This window comes from Weizmannia sp. FSL K6-3076 (genome assembly GCF_038007245.1).
GTDB classification, from domain to species: domain Bacteria; phylum Bacillota; class Bacilli; order Bacillales; family Bacillaceae_C; genus Weizmannia; species Weizmannia faecalis.
The window spans coordinates 978,052-996,333 of the sequence record NZ_JBBOWU010000001.1; the positions used below are offsets into that span (position 1 = coordinate 978,052).

Sequence of the window (18,282 nt, forward strand, 5' to 3'; positions counted from 1 at the left end):
TTGCAACACATAAAAATTTATCTTTCCATTTTGAAGGCAGCGAGGTAGCGGAAAATTTGCCTGCCCTCTTTGCCTTTCTAATGGTTTCCTGCAGATGGCTGGTCGACAACACTGCCGTTAGCCGTATTGTTTGCACTGAGCGCGTTGTTTGTAATGACAAATGCGGAAGTGGAAAGAGAACCGGAGCCGGTAGATGTTTTCGAACTTGTTTTCGGTGAGATGACAGCCGTGTCTCCAAAATGGACAATGCCGCTTCCAACATTATAGATTTGTAAAGGGCCTACAATGGCCGGCATTTTGATCACCTGCTTTCAGGATTAATCTGGCATGACGCTGCTTTCCTCGCTGACGGCAACGGTGCGCGGGGGAACACGGCCGCCAAGCTTCAGAATATTCGGGTCTAGCTGACGGGTATGGTGGACCCTTGATTCAAGGGCGATTGATTTAGTGCTTCCGACTTGCATGACGGTTGAAGTCGACATCCCAATGATCTCTACATTCGAAACTTTTATGACCGGATTTTCTTGGTAAACCTGAAACCGGATTTGTTCTGTTACTGGCGGAATCGGAACGGCCAGGCGGAAAATGGGAAAAGTTTGAAACGGCGCTTCAAATCCGTAGTACAATTCCTGCTGGCGCTGGATCGCAAGGACGGCGGCAGACATCTGGATCCGCTCGGAGTCTCCAACAATGACGTTCGAACCAAATATGACGGTTTTGACCCGGAGCGTATCCACAAAGGAGTTTCTTTGCATCCTGCTATCCCCTCGGCACAAACGGCACGTACGGACTGATAATTAGGGATTCCGGCGGCGTATCGAAGGCCGCTCCCTGCTGAATCGTTTCCGTATCGCCAATGAGGAAAACCGAGGCACTTGAAATCCCGATAATTTGGACATAATCCACACAGATTTCACGGTTTGTGACGTTCAGTTCCATCGCTGGCACCTCCGTTCATTTGCGGCGGCAGATGGGAAATAAAAACTTGTACGGCATGCGCCATATCCGCCTTGATTTGCCCGAGCAATTTGTCAAACCATTCGCCTTCAACGGGTCCGGTTGAATTGAGCTGGTTGATATAATAATCAATGCGCTGTGGAAGTTGGTTTTTCAAGTCATTTTTTATAAAATTATGATATTCTTGATTTAGGCGGACTTTAAATTGCCGCTCATTGTCGGTGATCGTTGTTGGGAGTTCTTTTTCCAAATATTCCATCAGTTTTTCGGTAAGCGCCTGTTTTAAAGCAGCACGGTGTTCATTATTGGCATGGGGGATGCCCTGCGTTTTTGGGATGGCTGCATCCTCTATGCTGGACAGGTCAGACGGATTAATGCCGATATTCAAGGTGCCATCCAGTGTTTCAATTTTTAGCTGATCAAATGCATATTCGATCCGGTCTACCCGGACAGGCGGCCTTGCTTTCAGCTGCTCAATCTCCTCTATGAGGGAGGCAAGCGTCTTTTCCATTTTCGCCAACTTCGTTTCATGGTGTTGAAAGTATTGGTAAAGCTGCCGGAGTTCGGCAAAAAGGTCTGGCATTCAAAAACCCCCTTCTGGCTTAAAGCCCGGCAGTGACCGCCGGCTTGGATCGGAACGAAACAATCAGCCTTGAACTTAAAGCAAAAATCGGCGTGCAGTGTCAATGCTGAACCTGGCGCAGGCTCCGGAAAGACGTGCAGGTTCCGTACACGTGTACATACCAGAAGTCGCTGCCGTCTAAATGTGTCAAGAAAGAACATGCCGGTTTCAGCACACGCGATCTACCCTACATCTGTCCGGAAAGAACATGCCGGCTTCAAACACGACGCCGGGAAAACCGGGTCCGCGCATCCTGCAGCCAGGAATGTATCAAGGCCGCGGCTTTTAGAATGACGCCCGAAACAAAGTGGTGCTTCAAGCCCGAAATGGCGCATAAGCCGGAAAGAACATGCCGGTCATGTTCAGGCATAACGCCGGGAAAACCGAGCCTGCGCTTTCTATCTTGAGCTTGAAGCGGAAGCGCCGGACTGCATCGGAACGGTCACATTCGGATTGTAAGGCTGGTCTGCAGCGGCAGTAGGAGCCGGTTCGGAAAAATTTCCGGTATTATACAAATAAGCTGCCGGCTTGATGATGCCGGACGTGCCAATTTGGAAGACGGAAGAATTGGTAATGCCGCCGATCTTGATCATGCGGATGTGGATGCTTTGTTGCACGTAAAAATTCATCTGTTTTCACCCGTTACAAATTAAAATAGTTTCCCTGGTCAATGGCATCAAAATCATACGTGTTGGTATTGGACTGGTAGTTTGTAATGGACAGGTTTTCACCGGTATTAAAAGATCCCGCCCCGGCAAACGTTTTGGAACTGGCAACCGGCTGAATTAGGAATACGTCACCGACATTAAAGACGCCGCTTGATCCGATGCTGATAATTTGGACGGCGCCGACAAAACCGGGCATGGCGCGCACATCCTTCCTTGGTCAGTGGCAATTGGCTTTTTCATATTTTATTGTATGAAGCAACCGAAAAAAGGGTGATTTATCCGCCTAACAGGCAAAAACAAAAAAGGAGCGTTGCAATGGCTGAATGGGCGCCAATCCGTGAAAAACGGCGGAATCCTGCAATTGACATACTGAGGGGATTTTCCCTTTTTGGCATTCTGATGGTCAATATGCTTTCTTTTCTGTCCCCTTATCTTTATATAAATCCGTATGACTGGTTCAAAGCGGAGGATCGGGCAATCGTGACATGGATTGAGGTATTTTTCCAGTCCAGTTTTTATCCCATTTTTGCGTTTCTTTTCGGATATGGGCTGATGGTGCAAAAACAGCGGGCGGAAAGGGCAGGGGTCGAGGTTTATCAGTTTCTTTTCCGGCGCCTTTCCGTTTTGCTCGTTCTCGGCCTTGCCCATGCATGGCTCATCTGGCCGGGGGACATTTTAGCGGCTTATGCAGTCTTTGGCATGATGCTTTTGCCTTTTCTGAAACTGGGAGGAAAAGTTTTGATGTTTGGCGGGGCTGCGCTCTTTTTTATCCCGCATTTACTCATAAGCTTTTACCTGATGGTGATGGCCATCCGGTCGCCGGACGCTTCACTTTTGTATACCGACTGGCGCAATGCCACCGCTTCATTGCAGGTGTATGCAAACGGGAGCTTTATCGACATTACGAAAAGAAGGTGGCTGGATTGGTATGCGGTATACGGCCCTTCCGGCACATGGCATGCTTTTCTGTCTGTTTTTCCGCTGATAATGGCGGGAGCGGGCGTTTGCAGGGAAGGCTGGCTTACAAAGAGGAGGATTCCGGCAAAAAAATGGCTGCTGTTTTTTTGTTGCTGCTTTGCTTTTGGCCTGTTTTGCAAACTGTTGCCGGTTATTGTCGCCCCCATCCTGCCTTTTCTGTACATCCGGGAGACGATCGGCGGCGTCATCTTAAGCGGTGCTTATGTTGCACTCATTGAGCTCTGTGTGAAGCACCGGCTGGCGGATTTTCTCAGGCCGGTTGCAATGGCCGGGAGGATGTCGCTTTCCAATTACATCAGCCAGTCTGGTTTAGCCTCTTTGATCTTTTACGCCTACGGTCTCGGGCTTTACGGAAAGCTGTCTGTGTCAAGCGGGGTATTGCTTGTTGTTTTGCTTTTTCTTATGCAAGTGCTGGTTTCCGACATTTGGCTGCACCGCTTCCGCTACGGGCCGCTTGAATGGGGCTGGCGGCGACTCAGTTATCGAAATGACAAAAAAGAATGAGGTGTATACGATGAAATTCATGAGCTTTGTTTGGCAAGACCAGGTCCAATACGGTGTGCTTTATAATGAAACAACGATTTTAAATTTACGGGCTTTGGATAATGGTTTTCCGCCATCTTTGCTTGAAGGCATCCGGGCGGGCGAGGTGTTTACCGGCCGTGTCCGGGAAGCATTGAAAAAACCGGAAGCAACCCTTGAAGGCGCGCTCGTTCCGCTTCACGAGGTTTCCTGCCTTCCCTCGATTCCGAATCCGGTGAGAAACATGCTGTGTGTCGGCAAAAATTACCGGGAACATGCGATTGAAATGGGGAGCGCGGAAGATATTCCTGAACATATTATCGTGTTTACAAAAGCGACAACAACTGTCAATGCACATGAAGCACCGGTTGATTCACACCGGACGGTTACCCGCGAGTTGGATTACGAAGGGGAGTTGGCCGTCGTGATCGGGAAGGAAGGGAAGCAGATTGCAAAAGAAAATGCCCTTTCCCATGTGTTCGGGTATACCATTTTAAACGATATCACAGCGAGGGATCTTCAACGGAAGCATAAGCAATATTTTATCGGGAAAAGTCTGGACGGATCCTGCCCGGTTGGTCCGTGGATTGTCGATCATTCCGAAATCGAAAATCCGAATGCGCTTGATATCGTGACAAAAGTAAACGGGGAAGTCCGCCAACAGTCCAATACATCCCGCTTCATTTTCCCGGTTGAGGAGATTATATCCGAATTGTCGAAAGGGATGACGCTTTTACCCGGGGATATCATTGCAACGGGCACCCCAGCCGGCGTCGGCAACGGGTTTCATCCGCCGCGTTTCTTGAATCCGGGTGATGAGGTTGAAATTACGGTTGAAAAGGTGGGAACTTTGCGAAACACCATCAAATAAAGTAAGATGGGTATAAGACAGATAAAGAAGCAAAGGAGAAGATCGAACGATGTTAACCCGGACAGATGCGCATGTCACAACATGGGTCATTGCGATCCTTTTGTTTATTTTGGCCTTGTTCCTCCATCGCGCAGGAAAAGAAAAGGCATTTAAAACGGTCCAGATGGTTTTAAGGCTGTTTTACATACTCGTCATCGTCACAGGTGCGCTGCTCTTTTTCCATAACCAGCGCCTCGATCCTGCCCTGTACGGCCTTAAACTGCTTGGCGGGATTCTCGTGATCGGGATGATGGAAATGATTACGCTGCGGCTTTCTAAAAGAAAAAGTACCGGAATTCTCTGGGTTTTGCTGATCATCTTTTTCGCCGCCGTCCTGTATCTTGGGCTGCGCCTGCCGATGGGATGGCATCCTTTTTATTGACGCCCATGCGGTACCGGTGCAATTTTTCAGGATAGGATTTGGAGAGGGGAGGCAAGGGTCGGCTTGCCTCCCTTTTTACATTTTTTTCAAAAGCATGCGCCTTCCGTTACTCCATGTACACTCGAACCACTCGTCCGCTTGTTTGCCCAGCCGGAAATGGTGGTGGACGGATAAAATAGCCTCCCCGTTATCAAACAGCATGAAATTCACGCCTTCTTTTTTCTCCAGGTTGACGAGGCATGACAATACGTTATGACAGTAGATACAATCATAAATAGAAAAGCCTGCCCCGTTTAAGAAAGAGACGAAGCGGTGAAACAGGCCGTCCTCCCACTCTCCGAAGAGCATCTCAAGCGAAAAATTGACCGGCTTCGGAATCCGCAAGCTTGCTTTTTCTTCAAGAAGAAGCATTTCTCCGTCCGACATGACGGTTTGATCTTCTGTTAATATGCCTTTTTTCCAACGCCCGGAATGGAAGATTTCAATTTTTTGGCCAACAAACTCCTCGAGCATCGATGCCTCATCAGATATATCATCAAAAAACACCCATTCTTCATTCAGCTTCTCGATTGAACCGGTTAAAAAAGCGCGGGACTGGCATTCCATGATTTTTAATCTGAACTGTCCGTCCATTTGCGGCCCTCCTTCCCGAGCATCATTTCCTTATTTGTTTTTGACAAGGGGAGGGGTTTTCATACCTTTATAAGCAGAAAGAAAAGGGTCCGGAGCTAGAGATTTTAGCCCGTAAAAATGTTCACTGTTTTGCATCAAGAAACTTTGGTCCGGGGAAATGTACGCCGGTATCGTGCGCGCCTTTTTTAAGCAAAAAGAAAACCGGAAAGGAATGTGCCTTTCCGGTGTGCGCGTCAGCCGTTGATCACGGTGCCGCCGTTTACGTGAATGACTTGCCCGGTCACATAGCTTGAGTCGTCGGACGCAAGATAGACATAGGCAGGTGCCAGTTCGGACGGTTGACCGGGGCGTTTCATCGGGACGTCGGAACCGAATTTTTCAACCTGATCTGCCGTAAAGGTTGACGGGATTAGCGGCGTCCAGATCGGCCCCGGGGCCACGCCGTTCACGCGGATGCCTTTTGATACGAGCACCTGTGACAAAGAGCGTATGAATGCTGCGATGGCGCCCTTTGTTGCCGAATAATCAAGCAGTTGCGGGCTGCCTTGATAAGCCGTAATCGAAGTCGTGTTAATAATGGAGCTGCCTTCTTTTAAGTGCGGCAGTGCGGCTTTCACCATGAAAAATTGTGAAAAAATATTGGTCCGGAATGTTCTCACAAGCTGTTCTTCCGAGATATCCAGAATGCTTTTTTGCGGGTGTTGTTCGGCCGCATTATTCACCAAAATATCGAGCCGGCCGAATGTGCTGACCACTTTTTCCACTGCGTCCCGGCAATGCTGTTCGTCCCCGATATCGCCCGGGATGATCAGGCATTGGCGCCCCTCTTTTTCCACCAGTTCTTTTGTTTGTTTTGCATCCTCATTTTCATTCAGATAGCAAATGGTGACATGCGCGCCCTCTTTTGCAAAATAAATGGCGACAGATTTGCCGATGCCGGAATCCCCGCCGGTAATGAGCGCAACTTTTCCATCCAGTTTGCCGCTTCCTTTGTAGTTGTCTTTCACATTTTCCGGCTGCGGGTTCATTTCCGTTTCTGTGCCGGGCTGCCTGTTCTGGTGCTGGGCGGGCAAAGTTTTCTTGGAAGCATTTTGTTCGTTCGCCACTTTTACCACTCCTCGTTCAATTTTTAACGTTTTTCCGAAAGAAGTCTCCCATCCTCAAGGAATGTGAAGGTGCGAATCGCACCAATGAGTAGGTGGGAGATGAATTTCGGTTGGCTTTAGCCAAAGTTATTTTTCCAATCCTTTTCTCAACAATTCTAAGATTGCGGCTGTTCTAGTTGGAATCCCATTTTCTTTTTGATATTGCTCCAATTTTTCTAATATCGTCTTAGGCATACGAATTTCTACACGTTCTTTCTCTTCTCTCATGATTATCACCTCATATTGATTGTACGGATTTTTTACGATATAATCAATATATACGAAATTTTTCCGCACAAAGTGAGGTGAATTGATATGGCCAAGCAAAACAAAGCTTTCAAGTTTCGTTTGTTACCAAACAAAGAACAATCCGCATTATTAGCTAAGACATTTGGTTGTGTTCGCTTTGTCTACAATAAGATGTTAGCTGAACGCAAAGAAACGTATGAAAAGTTCAAGGATGATAAAGAATTGCTTAAAAAGCAAAAGTTTCCGACCCCTGCAAAATATAAAAGTGAATTTCCATTCCTAAAAGAAGTGGATTCTTTAGCTTTGGCAAATGCACAAATGAACTTACAGACTGCTTATAAGAATTTCTTTGAAGGAAATGCGGATTTTCCAAAGTTCAAAAATCGTAAAGCAAAACAATCCTATACAACTAATATGGTCAACGGAAATATTAAGCTAGAAAATGGTCATATCAAACTGCCAAAAATCAAAAAGCCAATAAAAATGAAACAGCATAGAGAGATACCTGCTGATTATAAAATCAAATCTTGCACTATTTCTAAAACAAAGACAGGCAAATACTACATTTCAATTTTGACAGAATATGAGAAAGATATTCGTCCAGTTAAAATACAGAAAGTTGTTGGTTTGGATTTTGCTATGGATGGTCTATATGTCGAGAGTGAACAGGGTAAGAAAGCCAATTACCCACGTTACTATCGGCAAGCCTTAGATAAATTAGCAAAAGCACAACGAATTCTTTCTCGAAGAAAGAAAGGTTCTGCACGTTGGAACAAGCAACGACTAGTAGTGGCTAAATTACATGAGAAAGTGGCGAACCAACGCATGAATTTTCTTCATCATAAGTCAAAAGAATTAGCTTCTAACTTTGATGCTGTCGTGATTGAGGACTTGAACATGAAAGGGATGTCTCAAGCCCTTCACTTTGGGAAAAGCGTTCATGATAACGGCTGGGGTATGTTCACTACTTTCTTAGCGTATAAGCTAAAAGAACAGGGGAAACAACTTGTGAAAATTGATAAGTGGTTTCCCTCCACTAAGAAGTGTTCATGTTGCGGCAAGGAAAAAGAAATGCCATTATCTGAACGTGTATATAAATGTTCTTGCGGCTTTGTATTAGATCGCGATCACAATTCAGCAATCAATATTAAAAATGAAGGTATACGCTTATTAGCGTTATCATAAGTAACAAAACTCTTGGAACAAGAGGGTTAGCTCGGTCAGTTTTCGTTGGCTAGTAAAAGCAACGATAAGTCGAGAAGCCCCCACTTCAATCAAACCGTAAGGTTGATAAGTGGAGGGTAGTTCACACGGAACGGCAATCCGGAATTTGGATTGGCTGGCCATCACCATTAGTCTATACCCGTCCAAAATTTCTATTAACCGGTATGCCCGGAAAAAAGTTGGAAGGCGTTACGGCAGCTCATTCAGGAAAAAGACGGATAATGTGCCCGGCCCGGCGTGCGACCCGATCACGGCGCCGATCGTGTTGATTAAAAATTGTTTTGTGCCGAAACGCGCTTCAATCAGCTGTTTCATTTCTTCCGCAGCCGCTTCATCATCGCCGTGGCAGATGCCGACCAGCTGGTGTTCAAGGTCCGTGCCGCGTTTTTCCATGATATCGAGCATACGGTGCAGCAGTTTTTTCCGCCCGCGGATTTTTTCAATCGGAATGAGCTTCCCGTCTTCTACATCGAGGATCGGTTTAATATTCAGCAGGCCGCCGAAAAATGCGCTTGTTTTCGATAGCCTGCCGCCTCTGGCAAGAAAATCAAGATCGGCGACTGTGAAAATATGCTCCATATGCTTGCTGCGGAATGCGGCATCACGGACGATTTCCTCTTTTCCTGCCCCGTTTTTTCGTAAATCGGCGGCTGCTTTTACAACGAGGCCGTAACCGATCGAAGCACATTTCGTATCGAGTACCGTTAAATCAAGATCGGGACAGGCTTCTTTCACTTGTTCGGCGATCATGGCCGCGGTTTGGTACGTTCCGGACAGCTCGGACGAAAAAGCCAGGTAAATGCCGGTGTCCCCCGATTTGGCAAGATCGGTAAAAAGTTTTTCAAAATATTGCGGTGACGGTTGCGAAGTTTTTGTACCCACCCCCGCACGGATCAAACGGAACACTTCTTTCGGGTCAATGCCGACAAGGTCGTCATAGGATTTGTCCTCTACATAAACGGTCAACGGAATCAAGTGTACATGGTTTTCTTTGAAAAAAGACAGCGGCAAGTCGCTGGCACTGTCAGCAAAAATTTGAATGCCCATCGTTTTCACCCTCACAATCAGTTCTGTCTTTAGTTTACCGATTTTCCTCGTTTTGCACAATTTCCAAAAGAAAATAGCTGCCGGGTTTCGGCAGCTATTCCAATTTTCCAAGTTCCTGTTGCATATCGCGCAGCTGTGCTTTTTCTGCAAGTGTCGTGTTGGCATATGCACTGGATAAAGCATTTTTCGCTTTTTGAACCATTTCATTCTTTTCTTGTTCCGTTCCGAAAGCAGCCGTCTCTTTCGCCAGTTCGACAAATTGCCTGGCCTCTTGAAACAGTCGGTTCGCCATTATAAAATGCCTCCCGGAATGCCTTCTTCGCTCCTGTTCGCTTCTGCTTCGGCCAATGTGGAGTGATACGGGAAACGCTCGCTATACTTCTTCACTGCATCTTTTCCCTGATGGACAAAACGTTTCGATTTGCTGCTTCTGCCCAAACGAAACACCGCCTTTACGGGAAGGGTGCACGGGGGTGCCGCGCCCGTTTATAGTGTTGGAATTCCCGGCGCTGATTATGCGTTTTTCATGAGATGGCTTTCAAATTCAGCGCTTCTTCAAGAAAAATGCCAATGCCGTCTTCCGTATTGGAAAGGGTGATTTCATTTGCGATTGTTTTTAAGGCCGGAATGGCATTTCCCATCGCAACCCCCGTCCCCGCGTATTCAATCATTTCCAGGTCGTTGTCTTCATCCCCGAAGGCAATGATCCTTTCTTTCGGAATCCCGTATGCGTCGGCGACTTTTTTCACGCCGGCCGCTTTATTCAGCCCGGCTTTAATGATCTCGATGATATGCCACGGAGCCCCCCAACGCCTGTGGTCGATCACTTCGGCATGGACGTCGCTTAAGTAGCTGCGGATCGACGGCACGTCTTCCTTTGCTGCATGGATCAGCATGGACGTTGGTTCATCTCTTAAAAAGCGCATTAAATTTCCGGTTGTGACATGCGGGTTTCCAATTTGAAAAATATTGAGCAGTTTTTCGTCGTGATAATGGAGGTACACCTCATCTTTCACTTCTGCTACAATATTATACAGCCGGAAATCGCCACATGTTTCAACGATCGATTTTGCTACTTGAAGCGGCATCGGTTCATGATAGATGCCAAAGCCCGTATTTTTCGGATGGTGGACAAAAGCGCCGTTAAAATTGACAATCGGCGTATCGAGTCCAAGTTCTTCATAATACGGCTGGCTGGAGCGGAAAGGGCGGCCGGTAGAGATGATGACCTTATGGCCGGCTTTGATTGTTTTTTGCAGAACGGATTTTGTTTTCGGGGAGATGGTCTTTTCATCATTTAACAATGTGCCGTCAAGATCCAATGCAATTAAATAAGGTTGAGGCATTTGAATTTCTCCTTTTTCTCGAAATGATTCAGTTTACATGCAATTTTCGTGATGATCCATTATACTAAATAATATAACATTTTCCCAGCTTAAAAACCTGCTGTAAAGCATTTTTATCTTGCATACCGTTTTGTTATGATAGTTACGGAGGAGGTTTGAAAACCATGGATGAAGCATTGAAAGAAAACATTATGGGCGCGCTTGAACAAGTGATTGACCCGGAAATTGGCATAGATATTGTAAACCTCGGGCTTGTGTATGATCTCGACCTAGATGAGGAAGGCTGCCTGACGGTGACCATGACCCTGACCGCAATGGGCTGCCCGCTCGCGGGAATTCTCGTTGACCAGGTGCAAATGGCGGTACAGGACATTCCGGAAGTGAAGGACACCCATGTCAATATCGTCTGGAACCCGCCGTGGACAAAAGACCGTATGTCGCGGTATGCCAAAATTGCGCTCGGAATAAACTGATCAAACAGCCCCCTCTTTGCCGTTGTATTTTTTGACTGGCAAAAATAAGCGCTCATGCTTTAAAAAGATCAGCCCAAACTAATACTGACGATAAAAAAAAGGGGGCGTTACTTTGGGGCAAAGCAACCTGTTTCACCCCGGAAGCAAAGCACCGAATAATGGGGTGTATGTAGAAGTTGGCGAAAATGGCGACCCGGTCGTAAACCCGAAAAGCGCCCATCTCAGCAGGGGCGACCGCTTTCCGGAAACAACGAACGATGCCCGCCATTGGAGGCGCAAACGCAAACCTTAAAATCAAAACGGGGAGCAATCCCCGTTTTTTTGCTGCCGTTAAAGGAAAAACGGTAAAATAAGGACAGGTGCCCGCGCCGCGATGAACGGCACGCGCCATAGCGGAGGTGGAATGGATGGATATCAACCGCATGACTTTTACGGTACAGGAAGGTTTGGCGGAAGCCCAGCAGCTGGCCGCTCAAAAACATCACCCGGAGCTGGATATTGCCCACTTATGGAAAACGTTAATGGAAAAGCCGGACAGCCTGCTTCCTGAGATATATAACGGCCTTGGCTTAAGCAAGGAAGAAATTGGAAAAATAGCAGATGGGATTCTCGCGAAAAAGCCGGAAGTGACCGGGCAAAGCGCACCGTACTTGTCTGCGGCGCTTATCGAGCTGTTCGGACTCGCGGAAGAAGAAATGCGCGCGCTAAAGGACGAGTACATTTCGGTTGAACATTTGGCCCTGGCTGTCATGGATGTCGAACACGATGACCTGTCCCGGTATTTGAAAAGCAGGATCACGAAACAGCAACTGCTTCAGGTGATCAAAAATATAAGGGGGAATCAAAAAGTGGCCTCGCAAAACCCGGAAGCAACCTACAATGTTTTAAAAAAATACGGCACTGACCTTGTTGAAGCCGTTAAAGCCGGAAAGATCGACCCTGTAATCGGCCGGGATGCGGAAATCCGGAACGTCATCCGGATTTTATCACGGAAAACGAAAAACAACCCTGTCTTGATCGGCGAACCCGGCGTTGGGAAAACGGCCATTGTCGAGGGGCTTGCCCAGCGGATCGTCAGGAAAGATGTCCCGGAAGGCTTAAAAGACAAAACGATTTTTTCGCTCGACCTCGGGGCGCTTGTTGCAGGCGCCAAGTTCAGGGGGGAATTTGAAGAACGGCTGAAGGCGGTATTACAGGAAATCAAAAAAAGCAACGGGCAGATTTTGCTGTTTATCGATGAACTGCACACGATTGTCGGCGCCGGCAAAACAGAAGGGGCAATGGATGCCGGCAATATGCTGAAGCCGATGCTTGCCCGTGGTGAACTGCACTGTATCGGCGCGACGACCCTGAATGAATATCGGCAATATATTGAAAAAGATGCGGCCCTCGAACGCCGTTTCCAGCAAGTGCTCGTCCAGGAGCCGGATGTGGAGGATACGATTTCGATTTTAAGAGGGTTAAGGGAACGTTTTGAAATCCACCACGGCGTCCGCATCCATGACAAAGCGCTTGTCGCTGCAGCCACACTATCAAACCGTTATATTACCGACCGTTTTTTGCCGGATAAGGCGATCGATCTTGTCGATGAGGCCTGCGCAAACATCCGTGTTGAAATGGATTCCATGCCGACGGAACTCGATGAAGTGACAAGGCGCGTTATGCAGCTGGAAATTGAAGAAGCCGCTCTGCAAAAAGAAACGGATGAAGCAAGCAAAGCCCGTCTTGGCATTTTGCAAAAAGAGCTTGCTGATTTGAAAGAAGAAGCGAACCGGATGCGCGCCAAATGGCAGGCTGAAAAAGCGGAATTGCAAAAAGTACAGGAAAAACGGGAATTGCTTGAAAAATACCGGCGCGATCTTGAAGAAGCGGAAAACCGGTATGATTTGAACAAAGCGGCTGAACTCCGGCATGGCAGGATTCCGGCCGTTGAAAAAGAATTAAAACAGCTCGAACAGCAAATGGCGGAAAAAGAAGGCAGCGGCCGGATTTTGCGCGAAGAAGTCACAGAAGAAGAAATTGCAGCGATTGTCGCGCGCTGGACGGGGATCCCCGTTGCAAAACTTGTGCAAAGCGAACGCGAAAAACTGTTAAAGCTGGAAAGCATTTTACATGAACGCGTCATCGGCCAGGATGAAGCTGTCCGCCTTGTCAGCGATGCGGTTCTAAGAGCCAGAGCCGGCATGAAAGACCCGAACCGCCCGATCGGATCCTTTATTTTTCTCGGCCCTACCGGCGTTGGGAAGACAGAACTTGCCAAAGCGCTGGCACAGCATTTATTTGACGATGAAAATCATATGATCCGGATCGACATGAGTGAATATATGGAAAAATTTGCGGTCTCGCGGCTGATCGGGGCGCCGCCGGGATATGTCGGCTATGAAGAAGGTGGCCAGCTCACTGAAGCGGTGCGGCGGAAACCGTATTCCGTCATTTTGCTGGATGAAATTGAAAAAGCCCACCCGGAAGTGTTCAATATTTTGCTCCAGATGCTCGATGACGGCCGTATCACCGATTCGCAGGGACGGACGGTTGATTTTAAAAACGCGATCGTGATCATGACGTCAAATATCGGGTCGTCCTATTTGCTTGATATCAAAGGCGATGAAATCAGCGAAGAGACGAAAAATGCGGTGATGGCACAGTTGCGCGCGTCGTTCCGGCCTGAATTTTTAAACCGGATTGACGATATCATCTTATTCAAGCCGCTCACGCTGGAAAATATGATGGGCATCGTGGATAAAATGATGCACGAATTGGCTGCACGCCTCGCTGAACAATCGGTCGGGCTTCAGCTATCCGATGAGGCGAAAAAATGGATTGCGGAATCGGCCTATGATCCGGTGTACGGGGCACGGCCGCTGAAACGGTTTATCCAGCATCAAATTGAAACGAGGCTTGCAAAAGAAATCATTGCAGGAAAGGTGAAGCCGCATCAAACCGTCACGCTTGATGTGAAAGACGGCTCGCTTCAAGTGACAACCGGATAATGATGAAAAAAAACCGGGAGGCACTGCGAAAGCAGCGCCTCCCGGTTTCCGGTGAGGGGTGTTTTGATTTAATGTTCGGGACTTGTGTTTTTCGGCAATGCTGCATTAACAATAAATGCAGCAGCGGAAATGACAAGCGACATAATGGCCATCGTTTTCATGCTGTAATGCGAATTTGACATGGCGCTGCCAACGTAGCCAAGCATTTGGCTCAGTAAAAACACCCAAAAAATCGTTACGATGTATTTCATACTTTCACCCCGATTGAAAAACACTTTTTAAATCACCCTTTATCTTATCACAGCTGTATCGATTGGAAAAGGGAAACCCGGTTACCGTGGGTGAATTTTTTCCCGAAGGATGGAACGGATTCCGGGAAATGGGCACAGCGGCCTTTTGTCCGTTTTGGATCGTCCGGAAGTATCTTTACGGCGGGAAAAGCATATGCTTGAAGAAAGACGATTGGAGGGCCGGCCATGAATCAAGCACTTGTCATTGGTGCCGGGGCGTTTTTCGGATTTGAGCTGTGCAAGGCACTGCTTGATGCGGGGTATCCGGTTATAGCGGCTGATCAAGAAACGGATCCCGGGTTTTTGTTGGAAGAAAGATGGATGGAAATCGGAAGAAATGCCAATTTGGATTACCAGCCTCTGAGCCGGTTGTCGCCGGAAAAATGCACATGCTGCATTCCGGTATACGATTATTATGTCCGGGATGCCCGTGAAGATTTACAAGATGCATGCCGCTTTTTAGAACCGTTTAAAGCGCAAATCGAACGTGTGGCGTTCATTCTGCCAAACCATCTGGCAGTGGGCGTGGAACAGGCAGAATGGGTTCCCGGCGTGCTTGATGATTGCGCACGCATTACCTTTTTTGTTCCGGCACTGTTCGGTCCCGGTCAGCCCGGGAGCCTTGCTTTTTCCCAAATGATTAAAGGGAATCCGGAACCGGACTTGAAATATGACGACCGCGATGCCCTTTTTGCAGCAGATGCCGCAGTGGCCATTGTCTCCGAGCTTGAAAAAGGGGAAACGGGGAAAGCCTTTTATTTACAAAGCCCTGACGGAAACGGATGGGAGCCTGTCGCCCGGTTTTTAACGCAGGATACAGGCAGCCCCACGCTTCCTTCGTGCAGGCTTGAGGCAAAAGGTGAACAGGAACCGATGATCGTCCGGCCGTCCGTTTCCTGGCATGCCGCGATTCAACAGCAAATCGCCTGTCAACGGAAGAACAGCTAAAGAACGCTAATCTTCCTTTTCAAAATGGGAAAGCCACTTTTCAAAAACCGGCGTGATTTTCCGGAACAACGGCTTAAACTCCTCGAAAATGCCAACGACTTTGTCAGCTTGATCCAGCAACGCTTCCATGTCCACATTGCGGAAAAAAGAAAGGTCAAACAAGCCGCCGTTTATTTCTTCATCTGCTTCTTCCTGTCCGGTCCCGGGCGGCTCTTGCCGCTTTTGCGGGAAAAACATCCGGTCAAAAGGGTGGATTTTTTCATGTTCTTCCATTTTTTCACTTCCTTTCCTTCTTTTTTGCCAGGATGAGGGCGGTCCGGATCTATGATCAGCATATGAGAGAAAAACTGAATCGGCTTGCATCAATGGCCCGGATCTTAAAGCGGGAGGAAAACAAGCACCATGCGATCCGCGCGGCCCCGCCCTATTGGCAGCACGTTTTTTTATCCCGCCATTGTGGGATGGCCCGTATTTTCTTCTATTCGTGACAAGCAAACAGGGCTTTGTTATAATTAGGAGCAGGTCATAATATTGTGCGATAAGGAATTATGCCGCTTTGATTATTTTAGTGAAAGAAGGAATGCAAAATGAATGCTGGCATTATCGGTGTCGGAAAATATAATCCTGAAAAGGTTTTAACAAATGCAGACTTTGAAAAAATGATGGACACGTCGGATGAATGGATCCGGACGAGAACCGGGATTGAAGAACGGCGGATTGCAGCGGATGATATGGAGACTTCCGATATGGCATATGAAGCGGCTGTAAAAGCGGTGAAACATGCAGGCATTTCCGCGGAAGAGCTCGACTTAATCCTTGTTGCGACCGTGACGCCGGATCAGCCGTTTCCGACGGTATCGAATATGTTGCAGGACCGCCTCGGCGCAAAAAAAGCTGCCGCGATGGATATCAGTGCGGCCTGTTCCGGTTTTATGTACGGGCTTGCGACGGCCAAGCAATTTATTGAGACGAAAACGTATAAATATGTTTTAATTGTAGGTGTTGAGAAATTATCCAAGATCACGAACTGGGAAGACCGCAGTACGGCGGTGCTGTTCGGCGACGGGGCGGGCGCAGCGGTTGTCGGCCCGGTATCGGAAGGCAGGGGCATCCTTGCTTTTGAACTCGGTTCGGACGGTTCAGGCGGAAAATATTTGTATGAAGATAAAAGTGGCCATATTGTCATGAACGGTCGTGAAGTGTTTAAATTTGCCGTCCGCCAAATGGGCGAATCGAGCGTGCGCGTGATCGAAAAGGCCGGCGTCAGGAAAGAAGACGTCGATTTCTTAATTCCGCACCAGGCCAATATCCGAATCATGGAATCTGCGCGGGAAAGGCTCGGCCTGCCGGTGGAAAAAATGTCGAAAACAATCCACAAATACGGGAATACTTCGGCGGCATCCATACCGATTTCATTGGTGGATGAACTGGAAGAAGGAAAGATCAAAGAGGATGACCTCATCCTGATGGTCGGCTTCGGCGGCGGACTGACCTGGGGAGCCGTACTGATCAGATGGGGAAGATAACACGCTTAAATGCAGCATACAGATTGTAAGAAACACGGTCTTCTTATACCAGGAAAAGGAGATGGCATAATGGAAAAAAGAAGAGTGGTTGTTACGGGAATCGGGGCTGTCACGCCGGTCGGAAATGATGCGCGGACAGCCTGGGAAACTGTGCTGGACGGGAAATCCGGCATCGGCCCGCTGACAAGGCTGGATGCGGACCAGTTTCCGGCAAAAGTGGCAGCTGAAGTGAGAGACTTTAACATCGAAGAATTTATTGAACGAAGAGAAGCCCGCAAAATGGACCGTTTTACCCATTATGCGGTTGCATCTGCACTGATGGCGGTAAAAGATGCCGGACTTACGATCAACGAACAAAACGCAACCCGTGTCGGCGTCTGGATCGGTTCCGGAATCGGCGGCATGGAAACATTCGAAAACCAGTTTGAAGTATTCCAAAAGCGCGGATACCGGCGTGTGAGCCCTTTCTTTGTACCGATGATGATTCCGGATATGGCAGCAGGCCAGGTTTCGATCATTCTTGGCGCAAAAGGGATTAACTCCTGCACCGTCACGGCGTGTGCAACGGGAACAAACTCAATCGGGGACGCCTTTAAAGCGATCCAGCGCGGCGATTGCGATGCTATGATTGCAGGCGGGACGGAAGCGCCGATTACAAGAATGTCGTTCGCGGGATTTTGTGCCAATACAGCGCTGTCCACCAATCCGGATCCGGAAACGGCAAGCCGCCCGTTTGATTTAAACCGGGACGGGTTTGTCATCGGCGAAGGCGCCGGCATTTTGGTGCTTGAAGACTTAGAACATGCTTTAAAACGCGGAGCCAAAATTTATGCGGAAGTGGTTGGCTACGGGTCAACCGGGGATGCCTACCATATTACTGCGCCTGCGCCTGGCGGGGAAGGCGGCGCGCGCTCGATGCAAATGGCGCTTGATGATGCTGGCCTTGCCCCGGATGAAATCGGCTATATTAATGCCCATGGGACAAGCACGCCGTATAATGATAAATACGAGACAATGGCGATTAAAGAGGTTTTCGGCGACCATGCTTACAAACTGGCCGTCAGCTCGACAAAATCGATGACAGGCCATCTGCTCGGGGCAGCAGGCAGCGTGGAAGCCATTTTTACTGTGCTTGCGATCAAAGAAGGCATTGTTCCGCCAACCATCAATATTCAAACGCCTGATCCGGAATGCGATTTGGACTATGTTCCGGATAAAGCGCGCAAACAGGAGCTGAACGCAGCGATCAGCAATTCGCTCGGTTTCGGCGGACACAACGCAACCCTTGCTTTTAAAAAATACGAAGCCTGATCCAAAAGGGGTATCCCGGTTAAAATGGGATACCCTTTTTGCATGGAAACGAAACCAAATA

Annotated in this window: 25 protein-coding genes; 10 read left to right on the top strand and 15 right to left on the bottom strand. The window is 48.1% G+C overall.

All coding sequences use genetic code 11. The features are described 5' to 3' along the window. Positions 1-77: 77 nt before the first annotated feature. The 6 genes from NSS95_RS04320 to NSS95_RS04345 form a co-directional block, all read right to left on the bottom strand. Complete coding sequence (locus tag NSS95_RS04320) at positions 78-296, bottom strand: spore germination protein (RefSeq protein ID WP_013858756.1); 219 nt, start codon at positions 294-296, stop codon at positions 78-80. Between the two features lie 21 nt (positions 297-317). Further along, on the bottom strand, positions 318-755 hold the full coding sequence (locus NSS95_RS04325; protein WP_014095761.1) for a spore germination protein GerPE: 438 nt from the start codon (positions 753-755) through the stop codon (positions 318-320). A 4-nt stretch (positions 756-759) separates the two neighbouring features. Then, positions 760-939: a hypothetical protein gene (locus tag NSS95_RS04330; RefSeq protein WP_014095760.1), complete on the bottom strand. Its 180-nt coding sequence runs from the start codon at positions 937-939 to the stop codon at positions 760-762. Next, entirely contained in the window at positions 914-1,540 is a 627-nt protein-coding gene (locus NSS95_RS04335; RefSeq protein WP_014095759.1) for a spore germination protein GerPC, read from the bottom strand. The genes NSS95_RS04330 and NSS95_RS04335 overlap by 26 nt, the downstream gene beginning before the upstream one ends. Before the next feature lie 437 nt (positions 1,541-1,977). Then, entirely contained in the window at positions 1,978-2,208 is a 231-nt protein-coding gene (locus tag NSS95_RS04340; protein WP_035182062.1) for a spore germination protein GerPB, read from the bottom strand. Positions 2,209-2,221: 13 nt separating this feature from the next. Continuing rightward, on the bottom strand, positions 2,222-2,443 hold the full coding sequence (locus NSS95_RS04345; protein WP_013858760.1) for a spore germination protein: 222 nt from the start codon (positions 2,441-2,443) through the stop codon (positions 2,222-2,224). 119 nt (positions 2,444-2,562) lie between these two features. Here NSS95_RS04345 and NSS95_RS04350 point away from each other — a divergent pair, with 119 nt between their 5' ends. Genes NSS95_RS04350 through NSS95_RS04360 form a run of 3 tightly spaced genes read left to right on the top strand, consistent with a single transcriptional unit; the run spans position 2,563 to position 5,039 of the window. Beyond that, positions 2,563-3,729, top strand: coding sequence for a DUF418 domain-containing protein (locus NSS95_RS04350; protein WP_014095758.1), 1,167 nt, complete (start codon positions 2,563-2,565; stop codon positions 3,727-3,729). 10 nt (positions 3,730-3,739) lie between these two features. Beyond that, positions 3,740-4,618: a fumarylacetoacetate hydrolase family protein gene (locus NSS95_RS04355; protein WP_035189368.1), complete on the top strand. Its 879-nt coding sequence runs from the start codon at positions 3,740-3,742 to the stop codon at positions 4,616-4,618. 49 nt (positions 4,619-4,667) lie between these two features. Continuing rightward, positions 4,668-5,039, top strand: a complete 372-nt coding sequence (locus NSS95_RS04360; RefSeq protein WP_014095756.1) for a YisL family protein — start codon at positions 4,668-4,670, stop codon at positions 5,037-5,039. Positions 5,040-5,114: 75 nt separating this feature from the next. Here the strand turns inward: NSS95_RS04360 and NSS95_RS04365 are convergent, their stop codons facing one another. The 3 genes from NSS95_RS04365 to NSS95_RS04375 form a co-directional block, all read right to left on the bottom strand. Continuing rightward, positions 5,115-5,672 (bottom strand): DUF2777 domain-containing protein, encoded by a 558-nt coding sequence (locus tag NSS95_RS04365; RefSeq protein ID WP_017550195.1) that lies wholly within the window; start codon positions 5,670-5,672, stop codon positions 5,115-5,117. 233 nt (positions 5,673-5,905) lie between these two features. Continuing rightward, on the bottom strand, positions 5,906-6,778 hold the full coding sequence (locus NSS95_RS04370; protein WP_340713810.1) for an SDR family oxidoreductase: 873 nt from the start codon (positions 6,776-6,778) through the stop codon (positions 5,906-5,908). 126 nt (positions 6,779-6,904) lie between these two features. Next, entirely contained in the window at positions 6,905-7,045 is a 141-nt protein-coding gene (locus NSS95_RS04375) for a ribbon-helix-helix protein, CopG family (RefSeq protein WP_003352379.1), read from the bottom strand. A gap of 87 nt (positions 7,046-7,132) precedes the next feature. Between NSS95_RS04375 and NSS95_RS04380 the strand changes: the two genes are divergently transcribed. Then, the gene (locus tag NSS95_RS04380; protein ID WP_276211062.1) at positions 7,133-8,251 is read left to right on the top strand and encodes an RNA-guided endonuclease InsQ/TnpB family protein; all 1,119 of its coding nucleotides are present in this window, start codon (positions 7,133-7,135) and stop codon (positions 8,249-8,251) included. 228 nt (positions 8,252-8,479) lie between these two features. On the opposite strand, the gene NSS95_RS04385 is transcribed toward NSS95_RS04380, so the two are convergent. The 4 genes from NSS95_RS04385 to NSS95_RS04400 form a co-directional block, all read right to left on the bottom strand. Next, a complete protein-coding gene (locus NSS95_RS04385; protein WP_035189801.1) occupies positions 8,480-9,337 on the bottom strand; it encodes a DegV family protein in 858 nt (285 codons plus the stop codon). Positions 9,338-9,431: 94 nt separating this feature from the next. Continuing rightward, on the bottom strand, positions 9,432-9,629 hold the full coding sequence (locus tag NSS95_RS04390) for a DUF3813 domain-containing protein (protein WP_013858766.1): 198 nt from the start codon (positions 9,627-9,629) through the stop codon (positions 9,432-9,434). Then, on the bottom strand, positions 9,629-9,775 hold the full coding sequence (locus tag NSS95_RS04395) for a hypothetical protein (RefSeq protein ID WP_019721806.1): 147 nt from the start codon (positions 9,773-9,775) through the stop codon (positions 9,629-9,631). Before NSS95_RS04395 ends, NSS95_RS04390 begins: the two co-directional genes overlap by 1 nt. An 86-nt stretch (positions 9,776-9,861) precedes the next feature. Continuing rightward, positions 9,862-10,683, bottom strand: a complete 822-nt coding sequence (locus NSS95_RS04400; RefSeq protein WP_035189799.1) for a Cof-type HAD-IIB family hydrolase — start codon at positions 10,681-10,683, stop codon at positions 9,862-9,864. 164 nt (positions 10,684-10,847) lie between these two features. Between NSS95_RS04400 and NSS95_RS04405 the strand changes: the two genes are divergently transcribed. From NSS95_RS04405 to clpB, 3 genes are all read left to right on the top strand, one after another. Continuing rightward, positions 10,848-11,156, top strand: a complete 309-nt coding sequence (locus tag NSS95_RS04405; protein WP_014095750.1) for a metal-sulfur cluster assembly factor — start codon at positions 10,848-10,850, stop codon at positions 11,154-11,156. 112 nt (positions 11,157-11,268) lie between these two features. After that, on the top strand, positions 11,269-11,448 hold the full coding sequence (locus NSS95_RS04410) for a YjzC family protein (RefSeq protein WP_014095749.1): 180 nt from the start codon (positions 11,269-11,271) through the stop codon (positions 11,446-11,448). Positions 11,449-11,563: 115 nt separating this feature from the next. Next, positions 11,564-14,146 (top strand): ATP-dependent chaperone ClpB, encoded by a 2,583-nt coding sequence (gene clpB / locus NSS95_RS04415; protein ID WP_328229115.1) that lies wholly within the window; start codon positions 11,564-11,566, stop codon positions 14,144-14,146. 68 nt (positions 14,147-14,214) lie between these two features. On the opposite strand, the gene NSS95_RS04420 is transcribed toward clpB, so the two are convergent. Further along, positions 14,215-14,397 carry a YjzD family protein gene (locus tag NSS95_RS04420; RefSeq protein ID WP_017550190.1) on the bottom strand — a complete coding sequence of 61 codons (183 nt, stop codon included), beginning with the start codon at positions 14,395-14,397 and terminating at the stop codon, positions 14,215-14,217. A gap of 225 nt (positions 14,398-14,622) precedes the next feature. Here NSS95_RS04420 and NSS95_RS04425 point away from each other — a divergent pair, with 225 nt between their 5' ends. Next, on the top strand, positions 14,623-15,384 hold the full coding sequence (locus tag NSS95_RS04425; protein ID WP_326244219.1) for an NADP-binding protein: 762 nt from the start codon (positions 14,623-14,625) through the stop codon (positions 15,382-15,384). Between the two features lie 6 nt (positions 15,385-15,390). Here the strand turns inward: NSS95_RS04425 and NSS95_RS04430 are convergent, their stop codons facing one another. After that, positions 15,391-15,657 (bottom strand): hypothetical protein, encoded by a 267-nt coding sequence (locus tag NSS95_RS04430; RefSeq protein ID WP_014095745.1) that lies wholly within the window; start codon positions 15,655-15,657, stop codon positions 15,391-15,393. Positions 15,658-15,971: 314 nt separating this feature from the next. Between NSS95_RS04430 and NSS95_RS04435 the strand changes: the two genes are divergently transcribed. Together NSS95_RS04435 and fabF are read left to right on the top strand one after the other, a co-directional pair. After that, the gene (locus NSS95_RS04435; RefSeq protein ID WP_035189796.1) at positions 15,972-16,910 is read left to right on the top strand and encodes a beta-ketoacyl-ACP synthase III; all 939 of its coding nucleotides are present in this window, start codon (positions 15,972-15,974) and stop codon (positions 16,908-16,910) included. Between the two features lie 69 nt (positions 16,911-16,979). Further along, positions 16,980-18,221, top strand: a complete 1,242-nt coding sequence (gene fabF, locus NSS95_RS04440) for a beta-ketoacyl-ACP synthase II (protein WP_026683758.1) — start codon at positions 16,980-16,982, stop codon at positions 18,219-18,221. The last annotated feature ends 61 nt before the right edge of the window (positions 18,222-18,282 follow it).

Excerpts from the sequence above, each read along its gene's own strand:
- NSS95_RS04320 (WP_013858756.1), bottom strand. The coding sequence starts at position 296 with ATGCCGGCCATTGTAGGCCCTTTACAAATCTATAATGTTGGAAGCGGC.
- NSS95_RS04325 (WP_014095761.1), bottom strand. The coding sequence starts at position 755 with ATGCAAAGAAACTCCTTTGTGGATACGCTCCGGGTCAAAACCGTCATA.
- NSS95_RS04330 (WP_014095760.1), bottom strand. The coding sequence starts at position 939 with ATGGAACTGAACGTCACAAACCGTGAAATCTGTGTGGATTATGTCCAA.
- NSS95_RS04335 (WP_014095759.1), bottom strand. The coding sequence starts at position 1,540 with ATGCCAGACCTTTTTGCCGAACTCCGGCAGCTTTACCAATACTTTCAA.
- NSS95_RS04340 (WP_035182062.1), bottom strand. The coding sequence starts at position 2,208 with ATGAATTTTTACGTGCAACAAAGCATCCACATCCGCATGATCAAGATC.
- NSS95_RS04345 (WP_013858760.1), bottom strand. The coding sequence starts at position 2,443 with ATGCCCGGTTTTGTCGGCGCCGTCCAAATTATCAGCATCGGATCAAGC.
- NSS95_RS04350 (WP_014095758.1), top strand. The coding sequence starts at position 2,563 with ATGGCTGAATGGGCGCCAATCCGTGAAAAACGGCGGAATCCTGCAATT.
- NSS95_RS04355 (WP_035189368.1), top strand. The coding sequence starts at position 3,740 with ATGAAATTCATGAGCTTTGTTTGGCAAGACCAGGTCCAATACGGTGTG.
- NSS95_RS04360 (WP_014095756.1), top strand. The coding sequence starts at position 4,668 with ATGTTAACCCGGACAGATGCGCATGTCACAACATGGGTCATTGCGATC.
- NSS95_RS04365 (WP_017550195.1), bottom strand. The coding sequence starts at position 5,672 with ATGGACGGACAGTTCAGATTAAAAATCATGGAATGCCAGTCCCGCGCT.
- NSS95_RS04375 (WP_003352379.1), bottom strand. The coding sequence starts at position 7,045 with ATGAGAGAAGAGAAAGAACGTGTAGAAATTCGTATGCCTAAGACGATA.
- NSS95_RS04380 (WP_276211062.1), top strand. The coding sequence starts at position 7,133 with ATGGCCAAGCAAAACAAAGCTTTCAAGTTTCGTTTGTTACCAAACAAA.
- NSS95_RS04385 (WP_035189801.1), bottom strand. The coding sequence starts at position 9,337 with ATGGGCATTCAAATTTTTGCTGACAGTGCCAGCGACTTGCCGCTGTCT.
- NSS95_RS04390 (WP_013858766.1), bottom strand. The coding sequence starts at position 9,629 with ATGGCGAACCGACTGTTTCAAGAGGCCAGGCAATTTGTCGAACTGGCG.
- NSS95_RS04400 (WP_035189799.1), bottom strand. The coding sequence starts at position 10,683 with ATGCCTCAACCTTATTTAATTGCATTGGATCTTGACGGCACATTGTTA.
- NSS95_RS04405 (WP_014095750.1), top strand. The coding sequence starts at position 10,848 with ATGGATGAAGCATTGAAAGAAAACATTATGGGCGCGCTTGAACAAGTG.
- clpB (WP_328229115.1), top strand. The coding sequence starts at position 11,564 with ATGGATATCAACCGCATGACTTTTACGGTACAGGAAGGTTTGGCGGAA.
- NSS95_RS04420 (WP_017550190.1), bottom strand. The coding sequence starts at position 14,397 with ATGAAATACATCGTAACGATTTTTTGGGTGTTTTTACTGAGCCAAATG.
- NSS95_RS04425 (WP_326244219.1), top strand. The coding sequence starts at position 14,623 with ATGAATCAAGCACTTGTCATTGGTGCCGGGGCGTTTTTCGGATTTGAG.
- NSS95_RS04430 (WP_014095745.1), bottom strand. The coding sequence starts at position 15,657 with ATGGAAGAACATGAAAAAATCCACCCTTTTGACCGGATGTTTTTCCCG.
- NSS95_RS04435 (WP_035189796.1), top strand. The coding sequence starts at position 15,972 with ATGAATGCTGGCATTATCGGTGTCGGAAAATATAATCCTGAAAAGGTT.
- fabF (WP_026683758.1), top strand. The coding sequence starts at position 16,980 with ATGGAAAAAAGAAGAGTGGTTGTTACGGGAATCGGGGCTGTCACGCCG.